Below are 17,590 nucleotides of genomic sequence, written 5' to 3'. Positions count from 1 at the left end.
AACGCTAGGTTTAACGTCAGTGTCATAACAAAGCTCAGTTAATGGTGACTCATTTGCTGGGCTTTTTTTGTGCAATTAGAATCAATGCGACCCTTGCCCCTTGAAAAGTGATTTTATAACCCCATTTCTAGTAACAAGCAGTACTTAAATCGAATTTTAAAGGGAACATTTCATGTCACAACAAGAGACTCATGGCTTTCAAACTGAAGTCAAACAACTACTACATTTGATGATCCACTCTTTGTACTCAAACAAAGAAATTTTCTTGCGCGAGTTAGTCTCTAATGCTGCTGATGCGGCAGATAAGTTGCGCTATCAAGCGTTAACGGATAATGACCTTTACGAAGGTGAAGGCGATCTACGCGTTCGCATTAGTGCCGATAAAGAGAAAGGCACGATAACCATTGCAGACAATGGTATTGGTATGACCCGTGATGGTGTGATTGAGCACTTAGGGACGATCGCTAAATCAGGCACCGCTGACTTTTTTAAGAACATGTCAGGTGATGATTCAAAAGATTCTCAATTAATTGGTCAATTTGGTGTTGGTTTCTACTCTGCCTTTATTGTGGCTGACAAAGTGACAGTGCGTACTCGTGCAGCGGGCCATAGCATCGATGAAGGTGTGCTTTGGGAATCAGCGGGTGAAGGTGACTTTACCGTTGACACTATTACTAAGCAGAGCCGCGGTACTGAAATCACGCTTCATTTACGTGATGATGAAAAAGAGTTTGCTGATGACTATCGTCTGCGCTCAATTGTGACTAAGTACTCAGACCATATCTCTGTTGCCGTTGAGATGTTTGAAGACGGTACACCTGCAATTGAAGCTACAGAAGAGGGCGGTGAAGCTGTTCCTGCTACTGATGGTAGCTGGAAGCCAATGAACAAGGCGACCGCATTGTGGACACGTAATAAAAGTGACGTCTCTGAAGAAGAGTATAAAGAATTCTATAAGCATATTTCACACGATTACGCTGACCCACTGATTTGGAGCCATAATCGCGTTGAAGGTAAGCAGGAATATACCAGCTTGCTTTATATTCCGGCTAAAGCCCCCTTCGACATGTGGAACCGCGATCGTAAGCATGGCCTAAAACTATTTGTACAGCGTGTATTCGTTATGGATGATGCTGAACAGTTTATGCCGAGTTATCTGCGTTTTGCTCAAGGTCTAATTGATTCAAATGATCTGCCACTCAACGTATCGCGTGAAATCTTACAAGATAATAAAGTGACCACATCACTGCGCACAGCGGTAACTAAGCGCGTGCTTAGCATGCTTGAAAAGCTTGCTAAAAATGATGCAGAACAATACCTGTCTTTCTGGGCTGAGTTTGGTCAGGTACTTAAAGAAGGTCCTGCTGAAGATTTTGCTAATAAAGAACGTATTGCAGGTTTGTTGCGCTTTGCATCAACTCACACTGGCGAAGCGACGTCAAATGTATCACTTGCTGATTACATTGAGCGCATGCAGGAAGGTCAAACTAAGATCTACTACATCGTTGCTGATAGTCATGAAGCGGCTGCTAATAGCCCACATCTGGAACTACTGCGCAAAAAAGGCATTGAAGTACTGTTAATGTCTGAGCGTATCGATGAATGGTTGATTAACCATCTTACTGAGTTTGATGGTAAGCAGATGCACTCTGTTACGCGTGGCGATCTTGAGCTCGGCGAGTTAGAAGATGCAGGCGAAAAAGAAGCACAAGAGAAGCTTGAAACAGCATCAGAAGGCTTAGTGAAACGCGTTAAAGACAGCTTAGGTGATAAAGTGTCAGCCGTTAAAGTAACAACTCGTTTAACGGATACACCGGCTTGTGTTGTTGCTGGTGAAGGCGAAATGTCGACACAAATGATCAAGCTAATGCAAGCTGCTGGTCAAGCGGTTCCTGAGTCTAAGCCAACATTTGAGTTAAACCCTGAGCACCCTCTTGTAGCCCGTCTTAACGACGAGCAAGACGAAGAGGCATTTTCACAGTGGTCAGATCTTTTACTACAGCAGGCGTTATTGTCTGAAAAAGGCAGCTTGGCTGACCCATCAGCGTTTATTAAATTGATGAACCAGATGTTGTTGGCAAACGTTAAGTAATAAAGAACTATAATAAAGGGGCAGTTAATCTGCCTCTTTTTTTTGGGTATTTAAAAGGTTTTAAAGGAAAGTGATGGAAAATATTCTAGAACTGACTAAAGAAAACATTCAGCAAATCGTCGATGCTTCAATGGAGCAGGTGATTGTATTAGCATTTTGGGCCGATAAAAGCCCAGAGAGTTTAACCCTGATGCAAACACTTGAGAGCCTTTCGCAGCAGCAGAACGGCCGCTTTGTGTTAGCAAAAGTAAACTGTGAAGCTGAAATGGAGATAGCTAATTATTTCCAGATCCAAAATTTGCCAACGACCTTAGTTTTACACGAAGGTAAACCTATTGATGGTTTTGCTGGTGTACAAAATGCGACGCAAATTACCGAAATGCTTGATAAGCATCTGCCGGCAGAATGGCAACTAAAGCTTAACCAAGCCAGAATATTTTTATCTGAACAAAATGCCATTGGTGCACTGCCGTTATTGAAAGAGGCTTACGCCGAGCAGCCTATCGCTGAGATCGCACTGCCTTTAGCGGATGTGTATCTGTCGCTGGGTGCTTTGGAAGATGCACAAGGACTACTCGCTAGCGTGGGACTTGCTGATCAAGATAGCTATTATCAGAGTTTAAAAGCCAAGTTTGCACTTGCGCTTGATGCCGCAGACACACCAGAGATCAGACAATTACAAATTGATTTAGAGCAATCGCCAAACGATCTTGAGGTTATGATTGAGCTTGCCAAAGCACTGCACCAAGCTCAACGTAATGATGAAGCACTTGCCTTGTTATTTGCGCCTTTGCAGAAGGATATGGCTGCGCTAGACGGTAAAGTGAAAGGGGTATTCCTAGAGATTTTAACCGCGTTAGGTCAAGGTAATAGTGTTGCTAGTCAGTATCGCCGTAAACTTTACACCTTACTTTACTGATAAAGGTCAATATCTCGACTAATTTGCCTCAAGTGAGGCTAAAGTCGAAGGGAAATCGCTTCAAAATGGCGGCTATTTATGCGAAGATCGCCGCCCTAAACATAATAATACCAATCGCGTGACCAAACTTTAGACTTTTGTCTGTGTTAGAGGTTGGTATAACAATGCGAAATAAGAGGAAGATTGAGATGCGCATTATGCTATTAGGTGCCCCAGGTGCCGGTAAAGGTACCCAAGCCCAATTCATCATGGAAAAGTACGGTATTCCTCAAATTTCAACGGGTGACATGCTGCGCGCTGCAGTAAAAGCGGGCACTCCACTTGGCTTAGAAGCTAAGAAAGTGATGGATGCCGGTCAATTGGTATCTGACGAGTTAATTATTGGTCTTGTGAAAGAGCGTGTTGCACAAGATGATTGCGCTGATGGATTTCTATTAGATGGTTTTCCGCGCACAATTCCTCAAGCCGATGCAATGGCAACTGGCGGCATTACTATCGATCATGTTGTTGAGATCGACGTGCCAGACGAAGAGATCGTTAAACGTATGAGCGGCCGTCGAGTTCACCCAGGTTCTGGCCGTGTTTATCACATCGTCTTTAATCAACCAAAGGTTGAAGGTAAAGATGACGTTACTGGTGAAGACCTTGCTATTCGTCCAGATGATGAAGAAACAACCGTGCGTAAGCGTCTTGATATCTACCATGAGCAGACTAAGCCATTGGTTGAATACTACGGTGCGGTTGCGGCTAAAGGTGACGCGACTTATAACAAGTTCGATGGCACCCAGACAGTGACAAAAGTTAGCCAAGAAATTGTTGCAGTACTTGGCTAAATAGACACAAAATTGTAATGTGTTTATGAGCTAGTTCTCATATTTGAAAAAGCCCACGTAAGTGGGCTTTTTTTATGGTTTTTCCAATGATAGCCTGACGCAGAATATCTTGGTTAAAAGAGAACAAATGTGAGCGACACAACCTCCCAATTTGGTGTTTTATTAGTTAATCTTGGCACGCCAGACTCTCCAACGGCGGCAGATGTTAAAAAATTCTTAAAACAGTTCCTGAGTGATCCTCGTGTTGTTGATATCTCCCCTTGGATCTGGAAACCTATTCTTAATGGCATCATCTTAAATACCCGTCCTGCAAAAGTCGCCAAACTCTATGAGTCTATCTGGTGGGATCAAGGGTCGCCTTTAATGGTTATTAGCCAACGTCAGCGCGATAAATTAGCACAATCTTTGCATACTACTTTTGGTTTTGAAGTGCCTGTTGAGTTAGGCATGAGTTACGGTAATCCATCATTAGACTCCGGGCTTAATAAATTAAAATCGCAGGGTGTTAACAAGATTTTTGTATTACCTCTCTACGCGCAATATTCCTGCTCTACCGTTGCCCCAGTGTTTGATGCTATCGCTGATCTGCATAAAACCAAGCGTGATTTCCCGGAGCTTAGGATCAATAAAGATTATTTTGATCACCCCGCCTATATTGCAGCGCTTGCTGATTCAGTCAAACAACACTGGCAGAGTAAAGGGCGTGGTGAAGTATTACTCATGTCTTTTCACGGCGTGCCAGTGCGTTATGTAACGGAAGGCGATCCTTATCAAATGCAGTGCCAAAAAACAGCTGAACTGGTGGCGGAGTCGTTGGCGTTATCGCCTGAACAATGGCGGATCTGTTTCCAGTCTCAGTTTGGTAAAGAGCAGTGGTTAACACCTGCTACCGATAAACTGTTGGAAGCACTTCCAGCCGAAGGGATAAAATCGGTCGATATTATGTGTCCAGCTTTTTCTTCTGATTGTCTTGAAACACTGGAAGAGATCTCAGGAGAGGGTAAAGCCTCATTTCGATCTGCTGGTGGCGAGCGCTATGAATTTATTGCTTGTTTAAATGACTCAAAGCAGCATATCAACTTGTTAACGCAAATTGTTGAGCAGCAAACCTTAGGTTGGTGCTAAATTTAAATGCTTAGTAGTGATTTCAGCTAGCGAATGAGGCTGGGTATGGTAGAATTCCCCACTTTTTTTAAGCCTTTTGCTTAATCGTTTTAAGGTGGTGAGCTGCGTTAGCACTACAGGTTGCTAGAATTGAAAGCCACAAGTCGTTAGTTTTTGCCAAGAACAATGAATTGTGATTCCTTAGCCGTTTTAATTATCTTTTGCATGGATGCCGAATGAAAGAGAACTCAATATGAAGTTTCCAGGTCAGCGTAAGTCTAAACATTATTTTCCTGTCAAAAAACGTGATCCGCTATTAGCACAGTTTATCCAACAGCCTCAACCTATCTCGACTTACGTGTCTGGTATTGACCAAACACTGGTAGATATTGAAGCTAAAGTGGAAGATGAGTTACTAAGTCGCTATGAATTACCCAAGGGGAATTCGACTTTGATAGATGATGACAAGGCACATGCTTTGTATACCGAGTTAAAAGAGCGTGAGCTGGTCAGTGATGAGTTTGCCGGTGGCACCATAGGTAACACGGTACACAATTACTCAATTCTTGCTGATGACCGCTCAGTGTTATTTGGCGTGATGAGTCAGAACATAGAAATTGGCAGTTACGCTTATCGCTACCTCTGCAATACTTCATCAAAGGTTGATTTAAACCAGTTGCAGCCCGTCGCGGGTCCTATTGGTCGTTGCTTCACGCTTATTTCAGAGTGCGGCGAACGAACGTTTGCGATTAGCAAAGGTTCAATGGACAAATTGACACCAGAATATATCGATAGAGATATTGTACAGGGTGGTTCTGCACTGATTTTGACCGCCTACCTCATGCGGGCAAGCGGCGAAGATAAGATAACCGATGCCGCAATGAAAGCGATTGAATATGCTAAAGCAGCGGAGGTGCCCGTGGTATTGACCTTAGGCACTCGTTTCTTAATCGAGGAAGATCCACAGTGGTGGCAGCGTTTCATTCAAGAGCACGTGAGTATTCTGGCCATGAATGAGGATGAAGGCGAAGCATTGACTGGATTTAAAGACCCCTTACAAGCCAGTCAAACAGCTTTAGATTGGTGTGACATGGTGTTGACTACAGCTGGGCCTTTAGGGCTTTATACTGCGGGATATACTGAAGACTCTGAAAAACGTGAAACCACCCATACGTTACTGCCAGGTGCAATCCCTGAATTTAATCGCTATGAGTTTTCTCGTCCTAAACTTAAAGCTGATTGTGAGTCACCGCTTAAAGTGTATGCGCACATATCTCCGTATATGGGCGGCCCAGAAAAAATTCGTAATACTAACGGTGCAGGAGATGGTGCATTAGCGGCATTACTGCATGATTTAGCTTCAAATCGATTCCATAAGATGAACGTACCGGGTTCAAGCAAGCATAAGCGTGATGGTTTGTGTTATTCGTCATTCTCACAGATTTGTAAATATGCTAACCGTGTCGCTTATGAAGTGTTAGCGCAACATAGCCCTAGACTATCTCGTGGCTTACCTGAACGTGAAGACAGCTTAGAAGAGTCATACTGGGAAAGATAACTTAGTTTAAGTTCTGGGATAAACATCCAGACAAAACTTAAAATAAAACCATAAAAAAGCCATCGTTTAGTCCTTCTGAACGATGGCTTTTTTATGGTCGGCGATGCATTAAGTTAGCAAAATATGCTGAGCATAGCTTAAGAATTTTGCCGTTGATGAAGTGATATCATGACGAGGAAACACCGTCACCACCTAGAGCATAAACAACAAAGGCGCCGATATAGGCGCCTTTGTTACACAGATTTTAAGCTTTGCTTACTTCTCTTCAGCGTGAACTTGAGCGTTAAAACCCGGTGCCACTTTACCTGCTTGAGTATTGTTGAAAATATCTTCATCAAACTCATTTTCAGATTTAGCGATCACAACAGTTGCCACAGTATCACCAGTGACGTTAACGGCTGTACGCACCATATCAAGTAATCTATCGACACCGATAATCAGTGCGATACCTTCTACCGGTAGACCGACTTGATTCAGTACCATCGCTAACATGATAAGTCCGACCCCTGGCACGCCAGCCGTACCAATAGAGGCTAATGTTGCTGTTATCACCACCATGGCGTAATCAGTAATGGTTAAATCAATACCGTAAACTTGCGCAATGAATACCGTTGCCACCCCCTGCATAATCGCGGTGCCATCCATGTTGATGGTAGCCCCTAGCGGTAGCGTGAATGAAGCTATTTTATTATCGACGCCCATGCGGTGTTCAGCGGTTTCAATCGTCACTGGAAGGGTTGCGTTAGAACTTGCGGTACTGAAGGCAAACAACTGTACATCGCGAATCTTTCGAATAAAGGTAAAGGGGTTGAGTCCTGAGAATAACTTTAACAATGTTGGGTAGACGATAAATGCATGGATGAGCAATACGCCAAGGACAACAAAGAAGTACTGCACCACACTGCCAAAGGTCTTCATATCCAGAGTCAATGCCAGTTTAGCCATCAATGCAAATACACCATACGGCGCAAGCTGCATGATTAAGGTAACAACACGCATGATGACTTCATTAAGGTCAGTAAACAATGCTGCAACGCGTTTACCGCGCTCACCAATATGTGAGATTGCAAAACCAAAAATAACCGCAAATATGATGATCTGCAGCATATTACCTTCGCTCATCGCTTGCAGTGGGTTAGTCGGCACAATATTAATAATGACGTCAGCTAAGCTTGGCGCTTGTTTGACATCAAAATGCATGTTCTCCGTCACCATTGTTGCGTGACCAGGATGAATGGCAATGGCGATAAGGATTGCCATTGAGAGTGCGATAGCAGTAGTGAATAGATAAAACGCGAGGGTCTTTCCACCCAGACGACCTAATTTGGAAGGTTCACTTAAAGAACACGTTCCACAGACCAATGATACAAAGACCAAAGGCACCACTAACATTTTCAAACTTGAGATGAATATGGTACCGATGACATTTAAAAAACCTTCGGTGATGTAATCTTTGATGAATTCACTTTCAGGGAAAAGGTTACGAAGAATTAACCCGAGAATAATACCTGACGTCATACCGAGTAAAATTTTACTCGTCAGGCCAAATTTTTTTGTTTTCGTAGCAGACATAGTGCTTCCTGTATAATTTTTATGCTTTCAATTTGCAGATTAAAGCCTAGCAAGAAAGTGCCACAGTTGAAATGGGGTAAAAGTTAAAGTTTTTAATGTTATTTATTAATTTACTGGCTTTCGTTGTAGATAAGTTGCTTGGTAATTGTGTAATGTAAGCTCCTAGGTAATCAGATAATTACCGGATATCATAATCTGAGTAACAGGGAGCCTGACAATGAAGTCAGCTTATAGTATTTTTATTGCGTTAATATGGTCGTTTTTTCTCGTTGGTTGTGGGGGGGGAGGAAGTATATCTTCTGATCCTGACAAACCAAATCCAGAGCCCACAGACGTCATTACCGTCGCGTTGGCAATATCAAATACCGAAATCAATGCTGAAACACCAGCAATTATTACAGCAACAGCTACTAGTAGTATAAATGGTCCTTTGGTTAATACTTTAGTTACCTTTGCGTTAAGTGATGCCGCTATTGGGGCATTTGATCCGGCAGCGGGGACCGCACTCACAAACAGCGAAGGTTTAGCGACTATTGAACTCGCTACGTTGAATATTAAGGGAGCCGGAACCGTATCTGCCAGTGTTGTGGGTATGACTGAAGCACAAACTCCAATTGGTTTTAAAATGGCAGGTGATGGCGGCGACTCTGAAAGTGGCAATCAGCTAGTATTGACCTTAACTGACGCAAGCGGGAATACACTAACAAGCATTAGCCAAGCTGCGCCTGGCGTTGTCAGAGTTACTTATACAAACTCCTCTAATGAAGTATTGGCAAATGAAGTCATTACTTTCACGACGACTTTAGGACACTTTATACCTGAATCAGGTACAGCGTTAACCGATGCAAATGGCCTTGCGACTATTAAGATTGCTGCTGGTACAGTTGAAGGTGCAGGAGTAATTACTGCGACAGCGGGCGAGTTAACCCAGCCTATTGGCTTCGAAACGAAAGGTGATGAAGTAACTGTCAAACCGATTGATGCTTATGTTCTGAGCCTTACCGTTGTTGATTCTGCAAATGCTGCGCTGCGTGAAATATCCAATGTAAGCCCTGGCCAAGTAATCGCGACCTTGTTGAAAGATGGTGTTGCTGCACCGTTTGAAACTATTAGCTTTAATGTTAGTGGAGAGGGAAATATAAACCCTTCATCAGGTTCAGCACTAACAAATACGAATGGTCAAGCTAGTGTAAACCTAATTACTGGAGCTGTTGCAGGTGCGGGAACGATAACTTCAACATATACACTTGATCGTGAATCAATTGATGACGATTATAGTTATAGCGTTACAGGTGATGCTCCTGGCGGTGATGGTGAGGCAAATGAATTAAGCATTGCCTTGACTAATAGTGCAACTGGCGTGCAAACCAATGTGGTTAGTTCGGCAGAGCCAGGAAGAGTAAATATCACTCTTGTTGATAAAGAGGGGTTAGCTATTGCTGGCAAAGTAATTAGCTTTACTAGCACATTAGGTTCTTTCTTACCGAGTAATGGCACTGCGTTAACCGACAGTATTGGCGGTGCATCGATTCTGTTATCAGCTGGTAGCATTGAAGGTGCAGGTGAAGTAACAGCCGTTTATGGTGAAACAAGTGCAAAAGTAGGCTTTCAAACGGCAGGAGATGAAATAAACCCTGTTGAAGCTAGCCCTGAAATAGTATTTAATATTTACAATTGTACTAGTGCTGTTGACTGGGACAAAACGCTGAAAAATTTCGAAGTCTGTACCGTAACTGATAATATCACTAACGATAGTCCAGGTATTATCGGTGCTGTTGTTACTCGCTCAGGGAGTACGCAGCCGTTACAGCAAATACTGGTATCTGCGGGTACAACACTAGGAGCAATTAGTCCTGCTTCTGGCACCGCGATTACAAATTCAGAGGGGAAAGCGGTCCTAGACCTTTATGCAAACGGAGATGTGGGTGCTGGTGAGGTTTCTCTTAAAGTGCAAGAGGTTACTAGCACTAAAGCGTTTGAAATTGGACGTGTTGATATTAGTTTAACCATCAGTGCTACCGTTGGGAATAATATTATTCCTGCTGGTGGGTCCACCATTTTGGACGTTACCGTTTTCAACCCCGATGGCAGTTTATCGACTGGACAGCCTTTTCAGCTTGTGTTTACTTCGGAATGTGTTGCAGCCAATACCGCATTTGTTGACTCTCCTGTGATTACAAACGCTGGAAAAGGATTCGCGACATATCGTGCGGCTGGTTGTGAAGGTGTTGACGCCATCACTGTAACAGCTGTTACAGGCGGAAGTTCCGTTTCTGCGACGACTACGGTAACAGTCAATTCTGTTACCGTAGGTGCAATTCAGTATGTTTCGTCAACACCTAAGTTGTTAGCACTTAGAGGGACTGGTGGGATTGCAAGTGGGGGGGCTAGAAGCGAAACCTCAGTCGTTAGTTTTAAGTTGTTGGATGAGTCTAATCAACCCGCGCCAAACGAACTGGTTTGTTTTGAATTAAGCACGGATATGGGTGGAATGACCCTTACTCCAGCGCCGTTGGCTCAAGATTACGCAAATTGTAGCAATATGCCTCAAGTTGGTGATGCCGAGTATCCAGCAGACATTACTTTGCCAAACAAATATGCAGTGGGTTATACCAATGCGGCTGGTGAAGTCAGTACCATAGTTCACTCTGGTGATGTTCCTACTTCAGTTAAAGTCTTTGCCTTATGGTCTGAAAGTAAGAGTAGTGGCCATAATGCGGTAATTTCTAATACTTCTGATGAATTAGCTGTCACTACAGGTATCGCAGACAACGATAGTTTTTCTTTGTCGATGAGTGTTGGTAATCCTGAAGCTTGGAATTACGATAATGAGAAAGTATCAGTCAATATTTTAGCCGCAGATCATTTTAATAATCTTGTGCCAGCCGGAACCACTATTACTTTCAGAACTGAAGGTGGTGGTATTGATGGTTCTTGCTCGACAGGAAAAAAGGATGATGGCAATCCTAATGGCGGCTGTTCAGTTGAGTGGCGTAGCCAAGATCAGCGACCATTTAAAGGTACTGCGGTTATTTGTCCCAATGGTGGCTTTAGTGATGGGGTTAATAGCTCAACAATACCGCCATGTATGGGTAATAATCTTACTCAATTTTTAAACGGTAGTAATTCAGTTATTCCAGAGCCTCGTCCTGGTAGAGCAACTGTGACAGCTTATGCTATTGGCGAGGAAAGTTTTGTTGACTTAAATGGCAATGGTCTTTTCGATAGTGGTGAGTTTTTCTTAGATTTATCTGAAGGATTTACAGATCACAACGAAGATGGGCGCTATCGAAATAAAGCACGCTTCGTTGGTGATGCTGAATTAGTTAACGAGCCAGCAGGTTCAATTAACGAAGAGTTTATTGATTACAATACTGATCAAGTATTCAATGAGGGAGATGATAAGTATACAGGCCTGTTGTGTGCTAAAGGCTCTGAGGCTGATTGCACCAATACTGGTACTGGGAACTTCCAATCTCAACTTAACGTCTTTAGAAACAATACGATTGTAATGTCTGGTAGCGTTCCTTATATGAGGTTAGTCAATATTGACAGCGTAACGGACGTCATATCAACAGCAATCGATATCGATCTTGTTACTAATAGCACAGGCACAGTGTATCTGTTTGTATCAGATGTAAATAATAATACATTGCCATACGGTACAACGATAAGTGCGACAACTGATAATGGTGAACTTATTGGGACAACTGAGTATGAAATAGGTAGTAACATAGCGATGAAGCCATTTGTTTACTCATTTACATTAAGCCGAGAATCTTCACCAAATCAAAAAACAGATGGTATCTTAGTGATCACAGTGAAAACACCGAAAGGTGATGCTTCATCTGTTTCTATTGGTGTGAGTGATGCGGGTTAAAGCTCTAGATATTGAGTCCAATAAGAACATGTAGCTTTTAGACATGAAAAAAACGGTTCCTTGCGGAATCGTTTTTTATTATGTGCATTTAGGTAGTAAAAATCTACCTAAATGCAGTTGGTAGTTTTTTGGTTGAAAGCAATTACTTCTGGAACTGATACACGCTACCTAGCTTCATGATCTGTGTGAGTTCATCAAGTGCTGTACGAGATTCCATCAGTAACTGCGGGTCAGCTAAATCGGCCACTGATAAGCGGTCACGGTAATTATTATCAACCCATAAGTTTAGTCGCGTAAACAACGCATCGTTCATCAGGGTATTTTGGTTAACAGCGGCCACTTCATTTTGATTCATCGCCACGCGTAGTCGCAGACATGCTGGCCCGCCGCCATTTTGCATGCTCTGCTTCACATCAAAGTAATGGACCTGTTTTATCGGTGTTCCTAACGTGACTAACTCGCTTAAGTAGGCATGTACAGCGGGGTTTTTCTGGCAGTTAGTCGGCGCAATGATTGCCATTTCACCAGACGGTAATGTGACCACTTGAGTATTGAACAGGTAGGTTCTTACCGCATCTTGGATCGCGACTTTTGCCGTTGGTACTTCGACAAAATGTAATGGTGATTCACCAAACTTTTGTTTTATCTCTTCAAATTTAGCTTGTGTATTTAAAAATGCTTGCTCATGATAAAAAAGAACGTTTTGATTACCGACTGCAATGACGTCGTTATGAAACACACCTTGATCAATGACATCTGGATTTTGTTGCATGTATACCGTGCCGTCATCATCTAATTGATGCAGACGAGCAATGGCTTGGGACGCTTCTAATGTTTGACGTGCTGGAAACTTTTGTGGTTTCGGCGCAGAAGGATTCGTCGCTTCTTGACCGTAAACGAATAGTTCAATACCGGCATGACCATATTCACTGCAAAGACGAGTATGGTTGGCTGCACCTTCATCACCAAAACTTGCGTGTTCAGGTAAATGTTGGTGGTGCTTGAAATAACGGCTATCGTTAAATGTAGCTTGAAGAATATTACCTGTAGTCACAGGTTCAATGCTGCGATGAAGTTTATCGACTAAGTTTGCTGGAGTGAAATGCAATTTACCGTCGTGAGTATCGGCGCTCGGTGATACCGTTGCGGCGTTTGCAGTCCACATGCTTGAGGCACTGCAGCATGCGCGTAACAACGCAGGAGCTTCTTTGGCAGCTTTATTTAATACTGCAGCATCTGAGCCGGTAAAACCGATTCTACGCAGTGTGTGAAGGTCTGGGCGCTCTTGAGGGGCAAGCATACCTTGTACTAAACCTAAGTCTGCAAGTGCTTTGGCTTTTTTGATCCCTTGTTTGGCAGCATCTTTAGGGCTAGATGTCGCGGCGGCGTTGTTTAAAGAGGCAACGTTGCCGAATGATAAACCCGCGTAATTATGTGTTGGGCCAACAAGTCCGTCGAAATTGGCTTCAAAATGCTTCATTCTTTATCCTTTAGGGTAGCTCAGGTGCTATTTCTATTCCTGAGTTGTAATTATTGAGCTCAGTATACTTAAGCTCAAAGCCTAAACAAGCTGGGTATAATTTATAAAAATGGTGAATTTGCATCAAAATTCACAACTAATACTTACTTGATGACTAATAATGAAATATTAGTTTTTAAATAAGCACTAATTTTTTTCACATTTATTTCAAAAACGCTTGAAAATGGTACTCCAGTTCAAATAAAAGAGGGATTAGCTTGAAAGTTTTTACACAACCCTCTATATATGGGGAAAATTTTCAGAGTTTTGAAACTTGTTGGCGCAAAGTAATCTATGGGTAAATCGTTAGTAATCGTCGAATCACCGGCCAAAGCCAAGACTATTAATAAATATCTAGGCAAAGATTTCATCGTTAAGTCGAGTGTAGGTCACATCCGTGATCTTCCTACATCGTCGAGTCAAGACGCTAAGGTGATCAGTAAAACACCAGCTGAAGTCAAGAAGATGTCTCCAGAGGAGAAGGCTGAATATAAGAGTTTAAAAGCTAAACAAGCTTTAGTCGCACGCATGGGAGTAGACCCCGACAACGGTTGGAAAGCGATATATCAAACGCTTCCAGGCAAAGAGAAAGTCGTAAAAGAGTTACAAGCACTCGCTGAATCTGCTGACCACATCTATCTCGCAACCGATTTGGATAGAGAGGGGGAGGCTATTGCATGGCATCTCCAACAAGTGATTGGTGGAGACGAGTCACGCTATCAACGCGTTGTGTTCAATGAAATCACTAAATCAGCGATTCAAGACGCATTTAGTCAGCCGTCGGTGCTGGACACCAATATGGTCAATGCGCAGCAAGCGCGTCGATTCTTGGACCGTGTCGTTGGTTTTATGGCTTCACCGTTGCTTTGGAAAAAAGTGGCGCGTGGTTTATCTGCGGGTCGAGTTCAGTCAGTCGCCGTTCGGTTGGTTGTTGAGCGTGAGAGCGAAATTAAAGCGTTTGTGCCTGAAGAGTTTTGGGATGTTCATGCTGAGTTAAATACCTTAGCCGATGACATGCTAAAAATGCAGGTAGTTAAGTACCAGGACAAAGCTTTTAACCCGGTGACTCAAGCTGAAGCTGACACTGCAGTAAGTGCATTGTCGCAGTCTAGTTTTGTTGTCGCAGCACGTGAAGACCGTGCAACGCAAAGCAAGCCGTCAGCACCTTATATCACCTCAACGCTGCAGCAAGCTGCAAGTACGCGTTTAGGTTATGGTGTTAAAAAGACCATGATGATGGCGCAGCGCTTATACGAAGCGGGCCATATTACTTATATGCGTACCGATTCAACCAACTTGAGCCAAGAAGCACTAGATAATGTGCGCGAAATGATTGGTAAAGATTTTGGTGACAAGTATTTGCCTGAAGCTCCAATTCGCTATGGTAGCAAAGAGGGTGCACAAGAGGCTCACGAAGCGATTCGTCCGTCGAATGTGAAAGTAACAGCTGCATCTTTGAGTGATATGGAGCGTGATGCTCAGCGTTTGTATGAGCTGATCTGGCGTCAATTCGTGTCATGTCAGATGACGCCTGCAAAGTATGACGCTAGTCGTCTTACGGTAAAAGCGGGTGACTACGAGCTAAAAGCCACTGGACGTACATTACGTTTTGACGGTTGGACGCGAGTTCAAATTGCCGTTAAGAAAAAGAACGAAGAAGACAATACACTGCCTGTCGTCGCTAAAGGCGATAAAGTTGAGCTCAAAGAGCTCTTGCCTAAGCAGCACTTTACTAAGCCAGCGGCACGTTATAGTGAAGCTTCATTAGTTAAAGAGCTGGAAAAAAGGGGTATTGGTCGTCCGTCTACTTACGCAACGATTATTTCGACCATTCAAGATAGAGGCTACGTTAAGGTTGATAACCGTCGTTTCTATGCTGAGAAAATGGGTGAAATTGTCAGTGACAGACTTGTCGGCAGCTTCCAAGATTTAATGAGTTATGATTTCACCGCAAGCATGGAGCAGACGTTAGATGATGTTGCTCAAGGCAAGCTGGATTGGAAGAAAGTACTCGATGGTTTTTATAAAGACTTTACCAAGCAGTTAGAGCACGCTGAATTACCACCTGAAGAGGGCGGTATGCGTCCTAATGAAATGGTACTGACAGATATTAAGTGTCCTACCTGTGAGCGTCCAATGGGTATTCGCACCGGTACAACGGGTGTATTCCTAGGGTGTTCAGGTTATGCGTTGCCACCTAAAGAGCGTTGTAAGACGACCTTAAACTTAACGCCTGGCGAAGAAGCGGTAAGTGAAAGCGGTGAAGATGCGGAAACTGAAGCATTACGAGCGAAACATCGCTGTGGTATATGCGGCACTGCAATGGATAGCTACCTCATTGATGAAAAACGTAAATTGCACATTTGTGGTAATAACCCAACGTGTGAAGGTTTTGAAATCGAAGAGGGACAGTTTAAGATTAAAGGCTATGAAGGGCCACTTATTGAGTGCGATCGTTGTCAAAGCGATATGGAACTTAAAAATGGTCGTTTTGGTAAGTATTTTGGTTGCACTAATTCTGAATGTAAGAATACGCGTAAATTGCTAAAAAGCGGTGAAGCAGCGCCACCAAAAGAAGACCCAATTCACCTGCCAGACCTTAAATGTATTAAGTCTGATGCATATTTTGTATTACGAGATGGCGCCGCAGGGATCTTCCTTGCTGCCAGCACTTTCCCTAAGTCGCGTGAAACGCGTGGCCCATTAGTGGAAGAGCTGGTGAAGTACCGAGAGCTGTTATGGCCTAAGTACGCTTTCCTTGCTGATGCACCGGTTGCTGATGATGATGGTAATTTAGCGTCTGTGCGCTTTAGCCGAAAGACAAAAGAGCAATACGTTGCGACTGATGTTGATGGTAAAGCGACGGGGTGGAATGCCAAGTTTATTGACGGTAAGTGGGTTGCTGAAGCTAAGGCAAAGGCAAAACCTAAAGCCAAAGCTAAGCCAAAGGCCAAAGCTAAGCCAAAGGCTAAAGCAAAACCTAAAGCAGAACCTGAAGCAGAGTAATGTACTAGGTTTGCAAGCTTAATAAAAAGCCCCGAATATATCGGGGCTTTTTAATGTCTTTTTTATACTCAAGTTGTTTGAGTATATTTGGTCAATTGTCTAGCTTCTGATTAGACCAATGACCATTTTTCGCTTATTGTATCAATGACTACCACTTCCGTTTTGGCTGGAACAGCACGTCAATGTCATCTTCATCTGCTTTAGGTTTGGCAACTTGTGGCTGGGCTAATTTCTGTGCCCCCATAATCTCGTCTAACATTGTTTTAGCTTCATCGACTTTTTTTGCAATGAAAGGATCATTGGGCGTTTGTGCTTTAATGGTATGCAAGGTCGACAAAGCTTTGGTGACCATCTGCTTGGCGGATCCGTACTGCTTCATAAAGCAAGCTGCTCTTCCTCTTGCAAGCATTGAGTCAACGTTAATTCTAAGTTGAAGGTTGTCTATGGTCTGCTCTTCTTGGCTAAAGATAGCGGGCTCTACTCGTCCCTTATTATGCTCAGATCTGAGTATTGCTTTCATTTTCTTAAGCGTCTGAACTAACGTGAGCACCTGTCTATCATTATCAGGTAGCCTAAACAGCTCAATGGCAGGGGTAGACTTAGGAGCATTGTTGAGTACTTCTATCTGGCTGCGCAAATCGTATAGTCGGCGTTCATAATCATTTTTTTGCGCAGAGGATAATGAGGCGGCAATATTGAGTGCTTCTTCTATTCTTTTATATAGCACGAGTATTATATTACTGGAACAAGGAATAAGCCCAGTGTTAGAAAGCACATCTTCTGTTTCATCAATGATCGCCCTCTGTCGAGCAAGCTCTGTGCGTCTTTCAGCTTCCACACGTGCTTTTTGTTGTTGAATGATGCTAATGCCGATAATAAGAAGCAGTAAAACACCGATCAAGACAAAGACTGAAACGATAATCATAGAGGGTCCAAATATTTTACAGTGCTTTTAATGCTACTATAAATCAACATTCTAGGATAGTCACTTCATCATGGTTTGGCTATTATCAGTTCGCAGGAGTTGACTATTGTGCTATATTCCATTTAAGTATAATTATTCGGTTATACTATAACGAATAATTATACTAAATGCGTCATTGCTTA

The 17,590-nt window shown here is 43.0% G+C and carries 10 protein-coding genes; 7 read left to right on the top strand and 3 right to left on the bottom strand.

Annotated features, from left to right (window positions below):
• Positions 1-172: 172 nt before the first annotated feature.
• From htpG to CXF86_RS18170, 5 genes are all read left to right on the top strand, one after another.
• Complete coding sequence (gene htpG, locus CXF86_RS18190) at positions 173-2,092, top strand: molecular chaperone HtpG (RefSeq protein ID WP_102039695.1); 1,920 nt, start codon at positions 173-175, stop codon at positions 2,090-2,092.
• Between the two features lie 73 nt (positions 2,093-2,165).
• Positions 2,166-3,011: a co-chaperone YbbN gene (locus CXF86_RS18185; RefSeq protein ID WP_101089617.1), complete on the top strand. Its 846-nt coding sequence runs from the start codon at positions 2,166-2,168 to the stop codon at positions 3,009-3,011.
• 188 nt (positions 3,012-3,199) lie between these two features.
• Positions 3,200-3,844, top strand: coding sequence for an adenylate kinase (adk, locus tag CXF86_RS18180; RefSeq protein WP_101089618.1), 645 nt, complete (start codon positions 3,200-3,202; stop codon positions 3,842-3,844).
• Between the two features lie 129 nt (positions 3,845-3,973).
• Positions 3,974-4,969 carry a ferrochelatase gene (gene hemH, locus CXF86_RS18175; RefSeq protein ID WP_102039694.1) on the top strand — a complete coding sequence of 332 codons (996 nt, stop codon included), beginning with the start codon at positions 3,974-3,976 and terminating at the stop codon, positions 4,967-4,969.
• A gap of 232 nt (positions 4,970-5,201) precedes the next feature.
• The gene (locus CXF86_RS18170; protein ID WP_101089620.1) at positions 5,202-6,506 is read left to right on the top strand and encodes an inosine/guanosine kinase; all 1,305 of its coding nucleotides are present in this window, start codon (positions 5,202-5,204) and stop codon (positions 6,504-6,506) included.
• 255 nt (positions 6,507-6,761) lie between these two features.
• On the opposite strand, the gene CXF86_RS18165 is transcribed toward CXF86_RS18170, so the two are convergent.
• Positions 6,762-8,078 (bottom strand): dicarboxylate/amino acid:cation symporter, encoded by a 1,317-nt coding sequence (locus CXF86_RS18165; RefSeq protein WP_101089621.1) that lies wholly within the window; start codon positions 8,076-8,078, stop codon positions 6,762-6,764.
• Between the two features lie 217 nt (positions 8,079-8,295).
• On the opposite strand from CXF86_RS18165, the gene CXF86_RS18160 reads away from it, so the two are divergent.
• Positions 8,296-11,958 (top strand): Ig-like domain-containing protein, encoded by a 3,663-nt coding sequence (locus tag CXF86_RS18160; RefSeq protein WP_102039693.1) that lies wholly within the window; start codon positions 8,296-8,298, stop codon positions 11,956-11,958.
• 142 nt (positions 11,959-12,100) lie between these two features.
• Here the strand turns inward: CXF86_RS18160 and astB are convergent, their stop codons facing one another.
• Entirely contained in the window at positions 12,101-13,438 is a 1,338-nt protein-coding gene (gene astB, locus CXF86_RS18155; protein ID WP_102039692.1) for an N-succinylarginine dihydrolase, read from the bottom strand.
• Positions 13,439-13,771: 333 nt separating this feature from the next.
• Between astB and topA the strand changes: the two genes are divergently transcribed.
• Positions 13,772-16,483 (top strand): type I DNA topoisomerase, encoded by a 2,712-nt coding sequence (gene topA, locus CXF86_RS18150; RefSeq protein WP_101089624.1) that lies wholly within the window; start codon positions 13,772-13,774, stop codon positions 16,481-16,483.
• Between the two features lie 148 nt (positions 16,484-16,631).
• Here the strand turns inward: topA and CXF86_RS18145 are convergent, their stop codons facing one another.
• Positions 16,632-17,408 carry a hypothetical protein gene (locus CXF86_RS18145; protein WP_102039691.1) on the bottom strand — a complete coding sequence of 259 codons (777 nt, stop codon included), beginning with the start codon at positions 17,406-17,408 and terminating at the stop codon, positions 16,632-16,634.
• Positions 17,409-17,590 lie beyond the last annotated feature (182 nt).

Source organism: Shewanella sp. GutCb (assembly GCF_002836135.1).
Classification (GTDB): domain Bacteria; phylum Pseudomonadota; class Gammaproteobacteria; order Enterobacterales; family Shewanellaceae; genus Shewanella.
This window is presented reverse-complemented; position numbering and strand designations above follow the sequence as displayed.

What these genes read in the sequence shown, in the direction of transcription:
- htpG (WP_102039695.1), top strand. Translation starts at nt 173, where the DNA reads ATGTCACAACAAGAGACTCATGGCTTTCAAACTGAAGTCAAACAACTA.
- CXF86_RS18185 (WP_101089617.1), top strand. Translation starts at nt 2,166, where the DNA reads ATGGAAAATATTCTAGAACTGACTAAAGAAAACATTCAGCAAATCGTC.
- adk (WP_101089618.1), top strand. Translation starts at nt 3,200, where the DNA reads ATGCGCATTATGCTATTAGGTGCCCCAGGTGCCGGTAAAGGTACCCAA.
- CXF86_RS18170 (WP_101089620.1), top strand. Translation starts at nt 5,202, where the DNA reads ATGAAGTTTCCAGGTCAGCGTAAGTCTAAACATTATTTTCCTGTCAAA.
- CXF86_RS18165 (WP_101089621.1), bottom strand. Translation starts at nt 8,078, where the DNA reads ATGTCTGCTACGAAAACAAAAAAATTTGGCCTGACGAGTAAAATTTTA.
- CXF86_RS18160 (WP_102039693.1), top strand. Translation starts at nt 8,296, where the DNA reads ATGAAGTCAGCTTATAGTATTTTTATTGCGTTAATATGGTCGTTTTTT.
- astB (WP_102039692.1), bottom strand. Translation starts at nt 13,438, where the DNA reads ATGAAGCATTTTGAAGCCAATTTCGACGGACTTGTTGGCCCAACACAT.
- topA (WP_101089624.1), top strand. Translation starts at nt 13,772, where the DNA reads ATGGGTAAATCGTTAGTAATCGTCGAATCACCGGCCAAAGCCAAGACT.
- CXF86_RS18145 (WP_102039691.1), bottom strand. Translation starts at nt 17,408, where the DNA reads ATGATTATCGTTTCAGTCTTTGTCTTGATCGGTGTTTTACTGCTTCTT.